Here is an 18,773-nt window from a genome sequence, read left to right as displayed (position 1 = left end):
GACGTTTTCGCTGGCAAGCCAGCTCCTACAGGTTTTGGGTGTACACGACATTTGTGAACGACCGAACCCACTGTAGGAGCTGGCTTGCCAGCGAAGCGTTTAGAGCTTCACACCAGGTAGTTCTTCAGTTCGCGGGCAATCACCATCCGCTGAATCTCGCTCGACCCTTCGTAGATCTGCGTGATCCGCGCATCCCGGTAGTATTTTTCCACCGGATAATCTTCCAGGTAGCCATAGCCGCCATGAATCTGAATGGCGGACGAGCACACCTTCTCGGCCATTTCCGACGCAAACAGCTTGGCTTGTGACGCCTCCGACAGACAGGGTTTGCCGGCCGTGCGCAGGCGCGCGGCGTGCAGGATCAGCAACCGCGCGGCGTTCAACTGCATGTGCATGTCGGCCAGCAAATTGGCGATGCTCTGGTGTTCATTGATCGTCTTGCCAAACTGCACCCGATCACGGGAGTAGGCCAGCGCCGCTTCGAACGCCGCGCGAGCAATGCCGAGTGCTTGAGCTGCGATGCCGATTCGCCCGCCTTCGAGGTTGGACAAGGCGATGGCCAGACCCTTGCCGCGTTCTCCCAGCAAATTGGCCTCGGGGATGGTGCAGTCGTTCAGAGTGACCGCGCAGGTGTCGGAAGCGCGGATGCCCATCTTGTGTTCGGTGCGATCGACGATAAAACCAGCGGTATCGGTCGGTACCAGGAACGCCGAGATGCCACGCTTGCCCAAATCCGGATCGGTCACGGCAAACACAATCGCCAGCTTGGCCCGCTTGCCGTTGCTGACGAATTGCTTGGCGCCGTTGATCACCCACTGACCGTCGCGCAGTTCGGCGCGGGTGCGCAGGTTGTGTGCCTCGGAACCGGCCTGGGGTTCGGTCAGGCAGAAGCAGCCGATGACCTTGCCGCTGGACAGGTCCGCCAGCCAGGTCTGTTTCTGTTCTTCGCTGCCGTAGTTGAGCACCGGCCCGCAGCCCACGGAGTTGTGGATGCTCATGAAAGCGCCAGTCGCACCATCGCCGGCGGAGATTTCTTCCACGGCCAGGGCGTAGGCGACGTAATCGACATAGGTGCCGCCCCATTCCTCGGGGACCACCATGCCCAACAGGCCCAGTTCGCCCATCTTCGCCACCAGACCGTCATCGATCCAGCCGGCCTTTTCCCAGGCCTGGGCATGGGGCGCGATTTCGCCACGGGCAAAATCCCGGGCCATGTCGCGGATCATGACTTGCTCTTCGCTCAATTCGATATCGTGCATGGCTCAGCTCCCGCTCTGGTCAAACCCGCTGAAGAAGCTCGCCACGTGTTTGGCGTCCAGCGCCTCGAGGGTGGGCGGGTTCCAGCGGGGTGTCTTGTCTTTGTCGATCAGCAAGGCGCGCACGCCTTCGATCAGGTCGCCGCGCTCGAACCACTGGCGGTCCAGATGCAGTTCAAGGGCGAAACATTGTTCAAGTGGCAGCTCGCGTCCGCGACGGAGCATTTCCAGAGTCACGGCCATGGCCAGCGGCGAGCGGGTTTCCAGCAGGTTGGCGGTGGTGACCGCCCACTCATGGCTGTCGGCGACCGTTACCTGACGCAGTTGCTTCACAATACTCGGCACATCGGGTTGGGCGAAGAAGTGGTCGATGGCCGGGCGCAAGGTCGCCAGTGGCGCATCTGGCAGTTGCTGCACGGCGAGTGTTGCCAACAGGCCTTGCAGGTCCTTGAGCGGCGTGTCGTGCCATTCGAGCTGGTCGAGTTTTTCGTCCAGGGCGCCCAGTTTTTCGCTTTCCAGGTACCAGTCCGCCAGCCCGCAATACAGCGCATCGGCGGCGCGAATTTGTACCCCGGTGACGCCGAGGTAAATCCCCAGTTCGCCGGGAATGCGCGGCAGGAAGTAACTGCCGCCGACGTCCGGGAAGTAGCCGATGCCGACTTCCGGCATCGCCAGGCGGCTTTTTCCGGTGACCACGCGCAAGTCTGCGCCTTGCACCAGACCCATGCCGCCGCCGAGGACAAAACCGTCCATCAGGGCCAGCACCGGTTTGCGGTAGTGGTGGATCGCGAGGTCGAGGGCGTATTCCTCGACGAAGAAATCTTCGTGCAGGGTGTCGCCGCTTTTGAAGCTGTCATGCAGCGAGCGAATGTCGCCGCCGGCACAGAAGGCTTTTTCCCCGGCACCACGCAAGACCACGGCATGCACTTGCGAGTCCTGGGCCCAGGCGTCGAGCTGGCGGTGCAGGTTGCGCACCATGTCCAGGGTGAGGGCATTGAGGCCGGCGGGGCGGTTGAGGGTCAGATGACCAATGTGGTTGCGCACTTCGGCCAGCACATCGTTGTGCATGGCATCCATGAACTGCGTCCCCTTCGATGAAACCTGAGCAGTCATCACTAACTCCCTGCTTTTATTGTCTTTATCGAGATGCTCGCGCGCGAGCGATGACGGATCGTATCAGTGCAAATTTGCCTTGTACAACCCGGATAAGTGCAGGTTATCTGTGCATTTTTGCATGGTGATGACCGGCACTGTTTCAGCGTAGACCAACGCGTATTCAGGCAAACGCCGCGAGCAGATCCTCTTCGAACGCCTTCTGCGCATCGCCGGCCACCTGAGCCCGATGCCGGGCCAGATGAAACGCGACATCGAAACTCATGTCGCCTCGGCGCACGGCCCTGAGCAAACCTTTGTCTTCCCAGCCACGGGCAAAGTGGCTGGGCAAATAACCGACATGCTTGCCGGAAAGGATAAAGGCGAGGGTGCCTTCGACTTGCTCCGAACGTGCCGAACACCGCTTGCCCTGAAAGGGTTCGTCACTGCGCAGGAAACGGTAGGGGTGATCGACCCGGTCGCTGGCCTGCAGGTCCTGATCGATCGGGTTCGCGTTGGTGAACAGTGGATGGCCGGGGGCGCAATACAGGTGCTGGGTTTCAATGAACAGTTCGCGGTAGTCAAACGCACTTTGTACTTGCGAGAAGTAGCCGATGGCCAGGTCCAGCCGCTGTTGCAGCAGCAGGCGTTCCATCTCGCCGGGCATGGCGCTGATCAGCTCGATACGCACCGACTCGTCCCGCTCACGGAAGCGCCGGATTGCTTCGGCCACCCGTTGCAGCACCGATTGATCCAGGGCTTCGGACAGGCCCAGACGCACTTCGCCGATCAGGCGTCCGGCCACGCCGTTGGATTGATGACGGAAGGCTTCGATGGACTCGAACAGTCCACGGGCGGCGCTGAGCAATTGCTCGCCCTTGGGAGTGATCTTGAATCCGCCCTTGCCGCGACTGCACAAGCGATAGCCAAGGCGGGTTTCCAGTTTGGCCATTTGCTGGCTGATGCTCGACTGGCTCAACCCCAACTCGCCCTGGGCTGCGCTGAAGCCGCCGCACTCCACCACGTTGACGAACAACCGCAATAATTGCAGATCCAGATCATGCAGTTGGCCGAGCATCAAACATTACTCCGTCATAAAGTCAGGTTAATTAACTTGGTATTTCACCAATGTATCCGACGACGCATCCTGCAACCACTTCCTCTGGTCAGGTGTTCGTCATGGCTCCCATGTTCAAGCTGTGTTTACCCGCGCTGTTGCTCGTCGTTGCCGCTTCGGCCCAGGCCGAGGACAAGGTGGTCAATCTGTACAGTTGGGCCGATTACGTGGCTCCTGAAACCCTGCAACGGTTCGAGCAGGAGACGGGCATCCATGTACGCTACGACACCTTCGATGCGCCGGAGGTACTGGAAACCAAGCTGCTCACCGGTGGCAGCGGGTACGACGTGGTCGTCCCGTCGTCCAGTGTGCTGGCGCGCGGCCTGGCGGCAGGTGCGCTCAAGGCCATCCCCCATGAGGGCCTGAAGGGCTACGCCAATCTTGATCCCGATCTGTTGGAGAAGATGGCGGCGGTAGATCCCGGTAATCGCTATGGCGTGCCCTATACATGGGGCACCCTGGGGCTCGGGATGAATGTCGAGGAGGTGAAGAAACGCCTGCCGAATGTACCGCTCAACAGCCTCGACCTGCTGTTCAAACCGGAATACGCCAGCAAGCTGAAGGACTGTGGCATCGCGGTCATTGATTCACCACAGGAAGTGATCGGCCTGGCCTTGCATTATTTGGGCAAGGATCCCTACAGCACCGACAAGAGCGATCTCGACGCGGCCCAAACGTTATTGCATCAGTTGCAACCCTCGGTGCTTTACGTCGCCAGCGGGCGGCAGATCAACGATCTGGCCAATGGCAGCATCTGCCTTGCGCTGACCTACAACGGTGACGCCAGCATGGCCGCCGACCAGGCGCGCAAGGCCAACAAACCGTTTGAAATCGCCTACCGGATTCCCAGGGAAGGCACCATCGTGTGGCAGGACAACCTGGCGATCCCCAAGGACGCGCCACACCCCGAGGCTGCCCGCCAGTTCATCGAATTCATGCTGCGCCCCGAGTCCGTCGCGGCGCTGACCAACACGCTGTTTTTTGCCACCGCCAACCAGGCCGCCACGCCGCTGGTGGATGAGGCAGTGCGCACAGATCCGGACATTTACCCACCCGCCGATGTGCGTGACCGGCTTTACGCCGACCGCAGCATGAGCCTCAAGGACATGCGCCAGCGCACCCGTTTGTGGACCACTTTCCGTAGCCGCCAATAAGAAAAGAGCAGGAGCCTTCAATGGACGTCCCGATGCAGAACGATCAAGCCCTTACCCGTGACAGCCTTTACGGCACGGCCGCCGAAAGTACCTACGCCGGCATTACCAGCTTCATGCGTCGACGCTACAGTCGTGACCTGCGTGGCGTTGATGTGGCCGTCAGTGGCGTGCCGTTCGACACGGCCACCAGCAACCGCCCCGGCGCACGCTTCGGACCACGGGGCATTCGTGCCGCCTCTGCCGGGATCGCCTGGGAACGGCACTGGCCGTGGACGTTTGATCCGTTCGATCACCTGGCGGTCATCGACTACGGCGATTGCGATTTCGATTACGGCGCGCCGCAGTCGACGCCCGAAATGATTGAGGCCCACGCCGAGCGCATCCTCGACGCCGGCAGCGCGATGCTGACCTTTGGCGGCGACCATTTCATCACCTATCCACTGCTCAAGGCCCATGCCCGCAAGCACGGGGCGTTGTCGCTGATCCACTTCGACGCCCACAGCGACACCTGGCCGGACGAAGAGGGCAAGCGCATCGATCACGGCACCATGTTCTGGCACGCGGCCAGGGAAGGGCTGGTCGATCCGTCACGTTCGGTACAAATCGGCTTGCGCACCACCAACGATGATCATCAAGGCTTTCAAGTGCTCGACGCGCGGCAGGTGCATCGTCGTGGCTGCGAAGCGATTGTCGAGGCGATTCGGGCGCGGGTCGGCGACAACCCCGTGTACCTGACCTTCGACATCGACTGCCTCGATCCGGCGTTTGCTCCGGGCACCGGAACACCGGTGTGTGGCGGCTTGAGTACGGTGCAGGCGCTGGAAATTCTCGGCGGTCTACGCGGGATCAATCTGGTGGGCATGGACGTGGTGGAAGTGGCCCCGGCCTATGACAGCGCAGAGATTACATCACTGGCGGCGGCGACACTGGCGATGGAGATGCTGTGTCTGTATGCGGCTAAACATAAGGTCGATAAGTAATACACCCAACCCTGTGGGGAGCCTGCTCGCGATGGCGGTCCTGCATTCAACATCTCTGTTGGCTGACAGGGCCTCATCGCGAGCAGGCTCGCTCCTACAGTTTTGATGGGTGTCAGGCCACTGGAACGATCGGCCGGTCGAGGATCTGACCACCGCTGAAGCGTGCGGATGAACCGCTGATGGAATCGTGCGGCACGCCTCTGGCTACATCACTGACGCTATCGAGTCGTGCCAGTTGCTCAGCACTCAACTGCACATTCAGCGCGCCCAACGTGGCGTCCAGCTGTTCACGAGTCCGGGAACCGAGGATCGGAATCAGCGCCGTGGTCGAGCGTTTGGCCTGTTCCCGCAGCCAGGCAATGGCCACATGGGTCGGGCTGGCGTCCAGTTCTGCGGCAACGCTGATCAAGGTGTCGAGCAGGGCAGTTTCGCGGGCGCTTTTTTCGGCATGAATCAGCACCCCGAGTTTGTTCGCGCGGTTGTCGCCTTCACTGTTGCGATACTTACCGGTGAGGAAGCCGCCACCCAGCGGCGACCACAGGGTCGCGGCCAGGCCCAGGGCTTCGGCCATCGGCAGTTGTTCGCGCTCAGCGGTGCGTTCGGCGAGGCTGTACTCGACCTGGATCGCGGCAATCGGCGCAAAACCACGTACCTCGGCCAGCAGGTCGGCACGAGCGATGCGCCACGCAGGGAAGTTCGACAGCCCGGCGTAATGAATCTTGCCGGCACTGACCAGGTCGTCGAAGCCGCGCAGGATCTCCTCCATGGGCGTGACGCCGTCGCTCATGTGGGCCCAGAACAGGTCGATGTGATCGGTTTTCAGGCGTTTCAGGCTTTCTTCGACGGCGCGCACCATGTTCTTGCGACTGTTGCCAGTGTGGGAAATGCCGGCCGCGGGTGTAGTCCCGAGGGTGTATTTGGTGGCGATGACCAGGCTATCCCGTTCTGCGGCGATGAATTCGCTGAGCATGGCCTCGGACTGCCCGCCCTGATAGCCATTGGCGGTATCGATGAAGTTGCCGCCGGCTTCCAGGTAGCCATCAAAAATGCGCCTGGCTTCGTCGCGCTCGGCGCCATGACCCCAACCGGTACCGAAATTACCGGCGCCCAACGCCAGTTCGGAAACACGCAAGCCGGTTTTACGACCGAAAACTTTGTAATGCATGGGATGACTCCAGAGGGATGGCGACAAGGTTAATAAATTGTCAGTAACATCTATTAAATATTATGCTAGTAATTTAATGCGTCAAGGCGCTTTTCCTTTCTGCACAAAACTGCCGATCACCGGTCGCGTTTTCAATGCACAATGGCATACTGCCGCCCATGACTATTGATTCCCCCTTAAGCGCCTGGCAGCACGCCATCGAACAAAAGGGCTTCGTCCAGGACGAGGCCCAGGAATATGCCGTGTGGGCGCTGCAAAAATGCCACGAAGCGCTGCATGAAGGCCGTTCGCCCGTTTCCGGTGTGTACCTGTGGGGGCCGGTGGGGCGGGGCAAGACCTGGTTGATGGACCAGTTCTACCAAAGCCTGCGAGTACCGGCGCGGCGCCAGCACTTTCACCACTTCATGGGCTGGGTGCACCAGCGCTCGTTTCAACTGACCGGCACCGCCGATCCGCTCAAGGCGCTGGCTCGTGAATTGGCCGAAGAAGTGCGCGTTCTGTGTTTCGACGAGTTGTTCGTCAACGACATCGGCGACGCGATCATTCTCGGGCGCCTGTTCCAGGTGATGTTCGAACAGGGCGTGGTGGTGGTCTGCACGTCCAATCTGCCGCCGGACCAGTTATACGCCGACGGATTCAATCGCGACCGCTTCATGCCCGCCATCGCGGCGATCAAGCAGCACATGCAGGTAATTGCAGTGGATGGTGGGGAAGACCATCGCCTGCATCCGGGAGCCGGTTCGCAACGCTACTGGGTGGCCGAGGCCGGTCAGCCCGGCGCGCTGGATGAAGTGTTCCAGATGTTGAGCGTCGGCCAGTCAGTATCGAGCGACTCGATCCAGGTCGGTTACCGTTCCCTTGAGGTGCTCAAGGCCAGCCCGACTGTGCTCTGGACCCGTTACGCCGCGCTGTGCGAGCAACCCTTCGCGGCCATGGATTTCATCGCCCTGTGCGATACCTACGGCGCTATTCTGTTGAGTGACGTGCCCAACCTCAGCGCGCAGAAACGCGCCGGGCGCATTGCTCGCGGCACCGAGGACGGTGTCGAGCGGGTGGACGCGGGGGATCGCGAGTTGCCGCAGTTGTCGGTGCACGACGACGGGGTGCGACGCTTCATTGCCCTGGTGGACGAATGCTACGACCGCAAGGTGCCGCTGTACCTTGAAGCGCAAGTGCCAATGGCATCGCTTTACACTGAGGGTTATCTGGAATTCCCGTTCCGCCGCACCCTCAGCCGATTGCAGGAAATGCAACTGCAACGGTTTGCCGAAGTTTGATAAGGATTTGATCGGGAACAGCGAACATGAATCAGCCCCTGTCACACCATTTGCTGACCATGGCCTATCAGAACGCCTGGGCCAATCACCGACTGGCCAAGGCCTGGCGTCAGTTGAGCCCGCAGGAACTGAGCGCACCCCGGGTCAGTTTCTTCCCCTCGATCCGCGCCACGCTCAATCACATCCTCACCTGTGACTGGTTCTATGTGGACGCCCTGGAGCGGGAACTGCGCGGCGACGATCCGCATCCCGATTGCCGGGTGTTTTTCAAGGAAGACGAGCCCTGCCTCATGGCGACGGACCTCGTTGGCGAACAGGCCCACGTCGACCGCCGGCTGATCGCCTACTGCGAGCAGATGCGCGATGCCGACCTTGGCAAAATCGTGACCATCGCCCGCGACACCCCGCAACACGACAGTCGCTTGCGCTTGCTGTCCCATCTGTTTGAACACCAGATCCATCACCGCGGCCAGGTACACGCCATGCTCAGCGGCACCTCGGTCCAGCCACCGCAACTCGACGAGTTTTTCTGCGCCGGTGAGTCGCACTTGAGGGCCGAGGATTTTGCCGGGCTGGGATGGACGGAAGCCTTGATCTGGGGCGCTTGAGCGCCAAAGAATTCCACGGTTGCGATTGTCGGTAACACGGTGCTCGCGCTATCGTGCAGCGGGCACTTCAGCGTGAAATACATGCTGGGGGCTACTTCATGTGTGATCGAGGATGGAAATGGACTCCGCAGAAATTCTTGTGCTTCAGGCCAGTTATACCAATCCGGTGCATGCCGAGGCTATTTGTCTGGTGTTGAACCACTACGCCGAGGACCCGATGGGCGGCGGCCAGCCGTTGCCAGCCCATGTGCTGGCGCAACTCCCGGCAGAGCTCGCCCGGCGTTCCCACGCCTTCAGTGTGCTGGCCTTTGTCGGTGGCGAGCCGGCCGGACTGGTCAATTGCTTCGAGGGGTTTTCCACCTTTGCCTGCCGGCCGCTGGTCAATGTGCACGATGTGGCGGTGGTGAAAAAATTTCGCGGCCTGGGCTTGAGCCAGAAGATGCTGCAAAAAGTCGAGGACATCGCCCGTCAGCGTGGCTGCTGCAAGCTCACCCTGGAAGTGCTGGAAGGCAACGCTGTGGCCCAGGGGGCCTATGAAAAAGCCGGTTTCGCCCCCGGCATGTTCGACCCGGCCCATGGACGGATGCTGTTCTGGATCAAGAGCCTCTGATTCAACAGGCAAAAAAAGGGCGTCCATCAGGACGCCCGACAGTCTTCTGTGACCCTGGAGTCAGAAGTCCATGGATCATTTCGGTCTGTAGGTTTCAGTCATTTGTGCGGTTTGATCGTCCGGAACCCGCAGCTCAGTGCTTTGGATGGGGTGGCCCAAGGCTTGTTGCTGGGCCAGTCGCAGGCTTTCATAGTAATAGCGCATGCGTTCGGCTCCGCCTTCGGCAAAAGCGCTGGATGCGCCCAAGGCCATCAGGCCGGCGAGGATCAATGCGGTGCGTTTCATGGTTTGCCTCCCACTACAGATGTCGGATGCCTTTCGTCCATGAATCAATGAAGCAGTGTCGAAATGGCATTATCCGCCGAATCCGTTCAATGGGAATCAACTTCACCAACGACCTTCATGGCTAACGCGGGAAGCCTGCTCGGAGAAGGTCGCGAGCCGGTGCGGAAGCAGTGCAGACTGCTCCCGCTTGAAAGGAGGGGGGTCAGGCGAGTGGGGCGCGTTGCGTCACAGCCAGGGGCTGCACCTGATTGGCTTGCAGCAGCAGTCGCAACTGCGCCAGCTCCTGTTTCAATTGATCGCGTTCGTCCTTCAACTGGCGCAACTCATCACGACGGATTGTGACGTAAAGGGTTTGTGCTGGCAGTGCGGTGTGTACTGTGCCCATTGCTCACCTCGCAAATGGCGTGTCTCAACTGTAGAACCGCCTCGAAAATCAACGGCTGATCTACTATCGGCGCCAATTTTGATTTCTTTTGCCCCCGAAGGGAACTTTTTTATTTTTCATGGTCGTTGTGTCTTCGGTTTGATTCCCGACGTTATCCATCAGGATCGGGCACAATGCCCGGAAACTTCACGCCAACGCTCTGGACTAACCTCATGAGTCGCGTTGGGCTATAACCTTTGACACACTTTTATTTGTAGTAGGGAGCATCAGCACATGCAACTCGGGATTATTGGACTGGGCCGCATGGGCGGCAATATTGCGCGGCGCCTGATGCTCAACGGGCACACCACCGTTGTTTACGATCGCAATACCGCCTTTGTCGAAGCCCTGGCCACAGAAGGCTCCACGGGCGTCACCGATCTGCCGGCGCTGGTCGCTGGCCTGGCCAGGCCGCGTGCGGTCTGGGTCATGCTGCCGGCCGGCGCGCCGACCGAAGAAACCATCGACACCCTGAGCACCTTGCTCGAAGCCGGCGACACCATCATCGACGGCGGTAACACCTTCTATAAGGACGATATCCGCCGGGCGAAAACCCTGTCGGAAAAAGGCCTGCATTACATCGACGTCGGTACCTCCGGCGGCGTATGGGGCCTGGAGCGCGGTTACTGCATGATGATCGGCGGCGATGCCGAGACCGTTAAGCGCCTCGACCCGCTGTTCGCAACCCTGGCCCCGGGCCTGGGCGACATCCCGCGCACCAGGGACCGCAAGTCCGATGACGAGCGTGCCGAACACGGCTACATTCACGCCGGTCCCGCCGGCGCCGGGCATTTCGTGAAGATGATCCACAACGGCATCGAATACGGAATGATGCAGGCCTTCGCCGAAGGCTTCGACATCCTCAAGACCAAAAACAGCGAGAACCTGCCGCCAGACCAGCGTTTCGACCTGAACGTCGCCGACATCGCCGAAGTCTGGCGCCGTGGCAGCGTGGTGTCCTCGTGGTTGCTCGATCTGACCGCCGACGCCCTGGCCAGCGATCCGAAACTCGACGGTTTCTCCGGGTCTGTGGCCGACAGCGGTGAAGGTCAATGGACCATCGAAGCCGCCATGGAGCAAGCGGTACCGGTGCCGGTGCTGTCGAACTCGCTGTTCTCCCGCTACCGTTCCCGTGGGCAAGGCACCTTTGGCGACAAGATTCTCTCGGCACAGCGCTTCGGCTTCGGCGGCCACGTGGAGACCTCGAAAAAATGACCCATTTGATCCGCAGGAAATCCAAGGCTGAGCCCGCACCACCGACGACGCTGTTTCTGTTTGGCGCCCACGGTGACCTGGTCAAGCGTCTGTTGGTGCCGGCGCTGTATAACCTCAAGCGCAACGGGCTACTCGGGGATGGACTGCGGATCATCGGCGTTGACCACAACGCCATCAGCGATGAAGGCTTTGCGCAAAAGCTCGAAGATTTCATTCGAAACGAGATGGCTGGCAAGGGTGACCACACCCTTGATCCAGCGGTCTGGTCCAAACTTGCCAAAGGCATCAGCTACGTCCAGGGCGATTTCCTGGACGACAGCACTTATCAAGCGCTGGCGGCGAAAATCGCCGACAGCGGAACCGGCAATGCGGTGTTCTACCTGGCCACCGCACCGCGTTTCTTCAGTGAAGTGGCACGCCGCCTCGGTACCGCCGGCTTGCTGGAGGAGACCCCCGAGGCGTTCAGAAGGGTCGTGATCGAAAAGCCCTTTGGCTCTGACCTGCAAACGGCCGAGGCCTTGAACACCTGCCTGCTCAAGGTGATGACGGAAAAGCAGATCTACCGGATCGATCATTACCTGGGCAAGGAAACCGTGCAGAACATTCTGGTCAGCCGTTTTTCCAACAGCCTGTTCGAAGCGTTCTGGAACAATCACTACATCGATCACGTGCAGATCACCGCCGCCGAAACTGTCGGCGTGGAAACCCGTGGCAGTTTTTATGAGCACACCGGCGCCCTGCGGGACATGGTGCCCAATCACCTGTTCCAGCTGCTGGCGATGGTGGCGATGGAACCACCCGCCGCGTTTGGCGCCGATGCGGTGCGCGGCGAGAAAGCCAAGGTCGTCGGCGCGATCAGACCCTGGACGGTGGAGGAGGCCCGCGCCAACTCGGTGCGCGGTCAATACACTGCAGGTGAGATCGACGGCAAGGCACTGCCAGGCTATCGCCAGGAAGACAAGGTCGCACCCGACAGCAATACCGAAACCTATGTGGCCCTCAAGGTCATGATCGACAACTGGCGCTGGGTCGGCGTGCCGTTCTACCTGCGTACCGGTAAACGCATGAGCGTGCGTGACACCGAGATCGTCATCTGTTTCAAACCGGCGCCCTATGCGCAGTTCCGCGATACCGAGGTCGACGAGTTGCAGCCGACCTATTTGCGCATTCAGATCCAGCCCAACGAAGGCATGTGGTTCGACCTGTTGGCCAAGCGTCCCGGTCAGGCCCTGAAGATGGACAACATCGAGCTGGGGTTTGCCTACAAGGACTTCTTCGAGATGCAGCCGTCCACCGGCTACGAAACCCTGATCTACGATTGCCTGACCGGCGACCAGACACTGTTCCAGCGCGCCGACAACATCGAGAACGGCTGGCGCGCGGTGCAACCGTTCCTGGATGCCTGGCAGCAGGATTCCAGCGTGCAGGGCTATGCCGCCGGGGAAAACGGCCCCAAGGCCGGCGAAGAATTGCTGACTCGCGACGGCCGCGTCTGGCACCGCCTCGGATGAAGGAATCCTCGCAACGGCCCATCCGTTTTCTGCTTAGTGACATGGACGGCACCTTGCTGCTGCCCGATCACAGCCTGAGTCAGCGGACCATCGAGGCGGTCCGCTCGTTGCGCGAGGCGGGCGTATTGTTCAGCCTGGCCACCGGCCGACCACCCAAAGCCATGTTGCAAGTCATTGAAGCGTTGGGCGTCGACCTGCCGACGGCGGCGTTCAATGGCGGGACGCTGGTCAATCCGGACGGCAGTTTGCTCGTCGCGCACTATTTGCCGGCGAGTGCCGCGTTAACCACTTTGACGCTACTTTGCGACCTGCCTGATGTTGAGGTGTGGGTGTTCAGTGGCGGCGACTGGCTGGTCAAGGATGCGAACGGCCCGATGGTGCCTCGCGAGCAGCACGGTCTGGGCTACCCACCGGTGGTGGTCGACAGTTTTGAACCGTATCTGGAAAGCATCGACAAGATTGTCGCCGCGAGCAACAACACCCAATTGTTGATTGAGCTCGAAGCGCGATTGCTACTTCAGGTAGAAGGCCAGGCACAGGTGTCGCGTTCGCAACCGGTGTACCTGGATGTGACCGCCATGCAAGCGAACAAGGGCGAGGCATTGGTGACGCTGGCCAGACATCTCAGCGTGCCGCTGGAACAGACGGCGGCGATCGGGGATGGCGGCAATGACCCGGCGATGTTTCAGGTTGCCGGGTTGTCGATCGCCATGGGACAGGCGGAGGAGGCAGTCAAGCGTCAGGCCGATGTGATCACTGGCGCCAATACCGAGGACGGTGCGGCGCAGGCGATCGAGCAATACATCCTCCCTCGATAACAACGCAAACCCTTTGTGGGAGCGAGCTTGCTCGCGATGAGGCCATGTCAGTCACCAAATGTGTTGAATGTCAGGCAGCAATCGTCGGAACGCCGCCCGGAGCAAGCTCGCTCCCACAGGGCTCGGCGGTGTCAGAGCCAGTAGCTCACCGCATACCACCCGAGCAAGCCCATCACCACGGTGTACGGCAACGCCATCCAGACCATCCGCCCGTAAGACAGGCGCACCAGCGGTGCGATCGCCGAAGTCAGCAGGAACAGAAACGCCGCCTGACCGTTGGGCGTCGCCACGCTAGGCAGGTTGGTGCCGGTATTGATCGCAATGGCCAGCGTCTCGAAATGCTCACGGGTCATCTCACCCGCCATGAATGCGCGCTTCACTTCGGTGATGTAAATGGTTGCCACGAACACGTTGTCGCTGATGGCGGACAGCAGACCATTGGCAATGAACAGCATGCCCGGTTGTTGGTCCGCCGGCAGCGCCAGCACCCAGTGGATCAGCGGGGCGAACAGTTGCTGATCGTGAATCACCGCGACCACGGCGAAAAACACCACCAACAATGCGGTAAATGGCATGGCGTCCTTGAATGCTGTGCCCAGGCGGTGTTCGTCGGTGATACCGGTAAAGGCGGTGATCAACACGATCACCATCAAACCGATCAAACCCACTTCGGCGATGTGAAACGCCAGCCCGGCAATCAGAATCAATGCGGCAACGCCTTGCACCAGCAGCGCTGCACGTTGGCGTGTGGTGCGCTCGGCATTGTCTTCGGCGGCGTAGTTGGCCAGTACCGCGCGGACGTTATCCGGCAACAGCGTGCCGTATCCGAACCAGCGCAGCTTTTCCAGCAGAATGCACGTCACCAGTCCGGCAACCAGTACCGGCAGGGATACCGGCGCAACCCGGGTAAAGAAGTCGGAGAAGTGCCAGCCCATTTCATGGCCGATCAGCAGGTTCTGCGGCTCACCGACCAGCGTGCAGACACCGCCCAATGCGGTGCCCACGGCACCGTGCATCAGCAGGCTGCGCAGAAAGGCGCGGAACTGTTCGAGATCACCCTGATGGAGGGTGGGCAGATGTTTGTCGTCGCTGAACTCGCTGTCCAGACGCGGATCGTTACCCGAGGCGACGCGGTGATACACCGAGTAAAAGCCTACGGCGGCACTGATGATCACGGCAGTCACGGTCAAGGCATCGAGGAACGCCGACAGAAACGCCGACAGAAAGCAGAACATCAGGGCCAGCAGGGCCTTGGAACGAACCCCCAACAGCAGGCGCGAGAACAGGTACAGCAACAAGTCCTTCATGAAATAGATACCGGCCACCATGAACATCAGCAGCAGGATCACCGGGAAATTGTGCAGCAACTCGTCGTACAGCGCCTGTGGCGTGGTCATCTTCAGCAGCAGGGCTTCAATCAATAACAGGCCGCCGGGCATCAGCGGATAACACTTGAGCGCCATGGCCAGGGTAAAGATGAACTCCAGCACCAGCAGCCAGCCGGCCGCCACCGGGCCTGCGGTCCACAGCACCAGGGCATTGAGAATCAGAAAGCCGACGATGCAGGCCTTATACCAACGGGGCGAGTTCCCGAGAAAGTTGTGCGCGAACGCCTGGGCCATTGAACCGGACATCGGCTGCTCCTTGTTTTAAGAAGCGCGCAAGTTGCCGTAAGCGGGCGAGAAGATCAAGCGCAGGAAAAACCCATCGGTTTAGCCTAGAAAGCGCGCGACGACTGCCTTGTAACTGCCCTGCAGCGAATAGCCGCCAGCCACGATGTTTCCATTGGCCTGCACCGTGACACAGGTGGCGGTATCCGGGCCGGGGCCCAGGCGAGTACGCGTACAGCCACAGCCTTTGCCAAAGCGGCGATCGAGATGGCCGTTGGGCAGGTATCGCCCGACAATGAAGTCTGCTTCAACGCCGCCGATGGTTGCACCCGCCGCCAGCACACAGCCATCGGGCTGTAACTGCGCGGCGATCCACTGGCATCCGCTGTGACCGATTTGCAGCCGCTGTGGTTGTCCGCCGTTGCAATGATTGTCGGGTCGGCCATTGCTGTGCATTTTAAATGTCAGGCAGTGCATCGGCTCGCAACTGCTGCCGAAACACAGGATGTCACCTTCGTTTTGCTGGACCACCTGACTGACCCGGGCGCCATGCCCTTGCGTTTTGAAGGTCATGAATCCATCCACGGCAAAACGGTCGTCGAGGCGGCCGTCAGCGTGATAGCGTGCCAGCAAGCCTTCTTCAGGAAAGTTGATCGATCCACCGACCAGAATTCGGCCATCACGTTGTACCGTCAGGTTGCTGAGCCAGGTATTCATCAGCAGGTGCCTGACCACCACGAAGCCGCTACCGTTGAACGAGCAGTCCAGCGAGCCTTCGACATCCAGTCGTATCAACAGGCCGACGTGATCGGCCAGTTCGTAGTGATGGTTGGCCAGGATCAGGATCCGGCCATCTTGTTGTACGTCCACATCGCAGGCTTCCGCGCCCGGCACACCGGGCGGCAGCCATGCATCACGAATGCCCAGGGACAGACCGCCAGGCAATCGCACGACGCAGCGACCATTATCGCCAAAGCTCTGAACCAGGCGACCCTGCTGATCCAGCAAGGCGAGGGCCGGGAGCGTGCGGTGCGTGTTTTCGTAGTGCAGCCCGGCCAACAGGATATTGCCGTCGGGCATGACCAGAACCTTGGCGCCCATGGCTTCGAACCCCGGTTCGAATTGGCCGATGACACTACCTTGCTTGCCGAACGCGAGGTCTGCGCAACCGTCCTCCAGCAAGCGGGCCAGACCAAAGCGGCTGCCATCGGCCATGCCGACTTTTGCGGCTACCAGCAAGCGGCCCTGCGCATCGATCGCAATGTCATTGGCGAGGCTGGAAAGGCTGTCGACGAAATACACCTGGGTTTTGCCGTTGGCGGCAAACGTCGTATCGAGGGTCCCGGGGGGGTGCCGGGTGGCGGAGAAGGTAAAAGCGGACTGGATTGACATGCGCCGCAACTCCTTGCGAGTCGTCCTGATCCAGAAGTTTGGGTGGCGACTATGTAGGGAGAATATTCAATCCCTGAATGATGAGATGCGCAATGGTGAGAACTCACAGACGGAGAGTCGTTATGTGCCACAACAGTGTCTTTTCGAACCAATGGCAAGCCTGCAAAGTACCGGGTGCGCAAAAGTTCGAATTTGTGCGGGAAATGAGTGCGGATCGGTGAAAACGATCAACCCAACTAATGGCAGGGGGGGAGGGTGCGGATTACCCCGGAGTAATCCGCAAAACAGATTAGTTCGGCATCGACCACGATTGCAGTGTGTAACCTTCCTCGCTCAATTCGGCGCGGGCCTGTTCCAGCAGACGTTCAAGTTGTTGAGGGTCGGAGTAGGCACTGCTTGGGATCTGCTTGCGGCCAATGCTGGTGCTGGTGCGGTCGATAACGGTCAGGCTGAGTTCGCCATTACCGTCTTGTGGGGCCCAGGCCACGCATTTGAATGGTTTGAATGCGCGGTCGGCAATCAGCAATGCTTCGTTGATACGGAGCGGGGCGTTCATAGGGTCTTCTCTCTGTATGCCCAATCAAGTGATGTGCCGTCGGTTGGGCTTACCGTTCGGCTGGTTACTTGTACTGATGCCCGCAACCGGGGTTTGGGTCACACACAATCAAAAGAAATTTCCACTTTATTTCATAGGCTCAAGAATGATGCTGGCATTGAAAGCGCAATGAAAGGAAGAGTCGTTAGGTAACTAACAGAATCGCAACTTATAACTGGTTTTACAGCGTCCCTATAGTCAAACAGTACAAGGCCCTGTCAAATTCTTGCTAATGTTACAGTTAGGTCTGCCAAATGACTGTTTTTAATAAAATTTCTTAAATTTGGCGTCAAGGAACAGTCATGAGCGATGCGCCTGCTTTACGACGTTTATTAGTGGTGGACCCCTGTGACGATTGCTATCGTCTGCTCCCTGGATTGCGCGCTATCGGTTGGGACGTTGATAGCTGCACGCTGGCGAACGCCACTGACCGAACCTGTGACGTGGGCTTGTTACGCTTGCAGCCCTCTCACCTTGAGCACCCGGAAGCCGTCAAGGAATTGATCAGCCGCAGTGGCACCGAGTGGATAGCGGTACTCAATCAGGAAGTGCTGCGCCTGCAAAATGTCGGCGACTTTGTGTGTGAATGGTTTTTTGACTTTCATACCTTGCCATTCGATGTGTCCCGGGTTCAGGTAACGCTGGGCCGGGCGTTTGGCATGGCGCGATTGCGCGGGCAGGGAACGGTCTATGTTGACCAGCCCGAGCATGAATTGCTGGGTGACAGCAAACCTATCCGTGAACTGCGAAAACTGTTGAACAAACTGGCTCCGACAGAGTCTCCGGTGTTGATTCGGGGTGAAAGCGGCACTGGCAAGGAACTGGTCGCACGCACCCTGCATCGTCTGTCCCAGCGTCACAGCAAACCCTTTATCGCGATCAATTGTGGTGCGATTCCCGAACACTTGATCCAGTCCGAGCTGTTTGGCCATGAGAAAGGCGCATTTACCGGCGCGCACCAACGCAAGGTCGGACGGATAGAAGCCGCCAACGGTGGCACTCTGTTTCTCGACGAGATCGGTGACCTGCCACTGGAGTTGCAGGCCAACCTGTTGCGGTTCCTCCAGGAGAAACACATCGAGCGGGTGGGCGGCAATCAGCCGATTGCGGTGGATGTGCGGGTTCTGGCGGCAACGAATGTCGACCTTGAAGCCGCCATCGAGAAGAAACGCTTTCGCGAAGACTTGTATTACCGCTTGAACGTACTGCAAGTGGCGACCGTTCCACTGCGCGAGCGCCATGGCGACCTGGCGGCGCTGGCCAACCACTTCTCCCATTTCTACAGCCATGAAACCGGACGCCGCCCACGCAGTTTCAGCGAAGACGCATTGATTGCCATGGGCAAACACGACTGGCCAGGCAATGTTCGCGAACTGGCCAACCGCGTTCGTCGCGGGCTGGTATTGGCCGAAGGCCGGCAGATCGAGGCCCGTGATCTGGGGTTGATCAGTCAGCATACAATCGACGCGCCGATGGGCACCCTCGAAGAATACAAGAGCCGGGCCGAACGCCAGGCATTGTGCGATGTATTGAACCGCCACAGCGATAACCTGAGTGTCGCCGCCAAAGTATTGGGTGTGTCGCGTCCAACCTTCTACCGGTTGTTGCACAAGCACCAGATTCGCTGAACCGCAGCCGGAAACCAAAAAAACCGTTGAGATTGC

General features: G+C 59.7%; 18 protein-coding genes. 9 read left to right on the top strand and 9 right to left on the bottom strand.

The window, feature by feature from the left end; translation table 11 throughout:
• Positions 1-107: 107 nt before the first annotated feature.
• The 3 genes from AC1DWG_RS02150 to AC1DWG_RS02140 all read right to left on the bottom strand — a co-directional run bounded on the left by AC1DWG_RS02150 (position 108) and on the right by AC1DWG_RS02140 (position 3,426).
• Positions 108-1,259: an acyl-CoA dehydrogenase family protein gene (locus AC1DWG_RS02150; RefSeq protein WP_477761998.1), complete on the bottom strand. Its 1,152-nt coding sequence runs from the start codon at positions 1,257-1,259 to the stop codon at positions 108-110.
• Positions 1,260-1,262: 3 nt separating this feature from the next.
• Positions 1,263-2,369, bottom strand: coding sequence for an enoyl-CoA hydratase/isomerase family protein (locus tag AC1DWG_RS02145; RefSeq protein WP_477787168.1), 1,107 nt, complete (start codon positions 2,367-2,369; stop codon positions 1,263-1,265).
• A gap of 163 nt (positions 2,370-2,532) precedes the next feature.
• Positions 2,533-3,426, bottom strand: a complete 894-nt coding sequence (locus AC1DWG_RS02140) for a LysR family transcriptional regulator (protein WP_477761996.1) — start codon at positions 3,424-3,426, stop codon at positions 2,533-2,535.
• A 101-nt stretch (positions 3,427-3,527) separates the two neighbouring features.
• Here AC1DWG_RS02140 and AC1DWG_RS02135 point away from each other — a divergent pair, with 101 nt between their 5' ends.
• Complete coding sequence (locus AC1DWG_RS02135; protein WP_477760360.1) at positions 3,528-4,619, top strand: polyamine ABC transporter substrate-binding protein; 1,092 nt, start codon at positions 3,528-3,530, stop codon at positions 4,617-4,619.
• Positions 4,620-4,639: 20 nt separating this feature from the next.
• On the top strand, positions 4,640-5,599 hold the full coding sequence (gene speB / locus AC1DWG_RS02130; protein ID WP_477761995.1) for an agmatinase: 960 nt from the start codon (positions 4,640-4,642) through the stop codon (positions 5,597-5,599).
• A 112-nt stretch (positions 5,600-5,711) separates the two neighbouring features.
• Here the strand turns inward: speB and AC1DWG_RS02125 are convergent, their stop codons facing one another.
• A complete protein-coding gene (locus AC1DWG_RS02125; RefSeq protein WP_477761994.1) occupies positions 5,712-6,764 on the bottom strand; it encodes an aldo/keto reductase in 1,053 nt (350 codons plus the stop codon).
• 158 nt (positions 6,765-6,922) lie between these two features.
• Between AC1DWG_RS02125 and zapE the strand changes: the two genes are divergently transcribed.
• The 3 genes from zapE (at position 6,923) to AC1DWG_RS02110 (ending at position 9,259) form a co-directional block, all read left to right on the top strand.
• A complete protein-coding gene (gene zapE, locus AC1DWG_RS02120; protein ID WP_477787167.1) occupies positions 6,923-8,041 on the top strand; it encodes a cell division protein ZapE in 1,119 nt (372 codons plus the stop codon).
• A gap of 26 nt (positions 8,042-8,067) precedes the next feature.
• Entirely contained in the window at positions 8,068-8,649 is a 582-nt protein-coding gene (locus AC1DWG_RS02115) for a DinB family protein (RefSeq protein ID WP_477753784.1), read from the top strand.
• 118 nt (positions 8,650-8,767) lie between these two features.
• Entirely contained in the window at positions 8,768-9,259 is a 492-nt protein-coding gene (locus tag AC1DWG_RS02110; RefSeq protein WP_477761992.1) for a GNAT family N-acetyltransferase, read from the top strand.
• Between the two features lie 75 nt (positions 9,260-9,334).
• On the opposite strand, the gene AC1DWG_RS02105 is transcribed toward AC1DWG_RS02110, so the two are convergent.
• A complete protein-coding gene (locus AC1DWG_RS02105) occupies positions 9,335-9,544 on the bottom strand; it encodes a hypothetical protein (protein WP_007994798.1) in 210 nt (69 codons plus the stop codon).
• Positions 9,545-9,746: 202 nt separating this feature from the next.
• Positions 9,747-9,929, bottom strand: coding sequence for a DUF6026 family protein (locus tag AC1DWG_RS02100; RefSeq protein ID WP_108217489.1), 183 nt, complete (start codon positions 9,927-9,929; stop codon positions 9,747-9,749).
• Between the two features lie 273 nt (positions 9,930-10,202).
• Between AC1DWG_RS02100 and gnd the strand changes: the two genes are divergently transcribed.
• From gnd to AC1DWG_RS02085, 3 genes are read left to right on the top strand one after another with little or no spacing between them, the layout of a single operon-like run.
• A complete protein-coding gene (gene gnd, locus AC1DWG_RS02095; RefSeq protein WP_477761991.1) occupies positions 10,203-11,183 on the top strand; it encodes a phosphogluconate dehydrogenase (NAD(+)-dependent, decarboxylating) in 981 nt (326 codons plus the stop codon).
• The gene (zwf, locus tag AC1DWG_RS02090; RefSeq protein ID WP_477761990.1) at positions 11,180-12,694 is read left to right on the top strand and encodes a glucose-6-phosphate dehydrogenase; all 1,515 of its coding nucleotides are present in this window, start codon (positions 11,180-11,182) and stop codon (positions 12,692-12,694) included. Before gnd ends, zwf begins: the two co-directional genes overlap by 4 nt.
• Positions 12,691-13,512 (top strand): HAD family hydrolase, encoded by an 822-nt coding sequence (locus AC1DWG_RS02085; protein ID WP_477761989.1) that lies wholly within the window; start codon positions 12,691-12,693, stop codon positions 13,510-13,512. The genes zwf and AC1DWG_RS02085 overlap by 4 nt, the downstream gene beginning before the upstream one ends.
• A 131-nt stretch (positions 13,513-13,643) precedes the next feature.
• Here AC1DWG_RS02085 and nhaB read toward each other — a convergent pair whose 3' ends face one another.
• The 3 genes from nhaB to AC1DWG_RS02070 form a co-directional block, all read right to left on the bottom strand.
• A complete protein-coding gene (gene nhaB / locus AC1DWG_RS02080) occupies positions 13,644-15,146 on the bottom strand; it encodes a sodium/proton antiporter NhaB (RefSeq protein WP_477761988.1) in 1,503 nt (500 codons plus the stop codon).
• 78 nt (positions 15,147-15,224) lie between these two features.
• A complete protein-coding gene (locus AC1DWG_RS02075) occupies positions 15,225-16,514 on the bottom strand; it encodes an NHL repeat-containing protein (protein WP_477761987.1) in 1,290 nt (429 codons plus the stop codon).
• Positions 16,515-16,803: 289 nt separating this feature from the next.
• The gene (locus tag AC1DWG_RS02070) at positions 16,804-17,070 is read right to left on the bottom strand and encodes a hypothetical protein (RefSeq protein ID WP_477761986.1); all 267 of its coding nucleotides are present in this window, start codon (positions 17,068-17,070) and stop codon (positions 16,804-16,806) included.
• Positions 17,071-17,411: 341 nt separating this feature from the next.
• On the opposite strand from AC1DWG_RS02070, the gene AC1DWG_RS02065 reads away from it, so the two are divergent.
• Positions 17,412-18,737 (top strand): sigma-54 dependent transcriptional regulator, encoded by a 1,326-nt coding sequence (locus AC1DWG_RS02065; protein ID WP_477787166.1) that lies wholly within the window; start codon positions 17,412-17,414, stop codon positions 18,735-18,737.
• Positions 18,738-18,773 lie beyond the last annotated feature (36 nt).

The organism is Pseudomonas sp. P4_B3 (assembly GCF_056402295.1).
The sequence above is the reverse complement of the archived record's forward strand: the minus strand, read 5'-3'. Positions and strand labels throughout refer to the sequence as shown.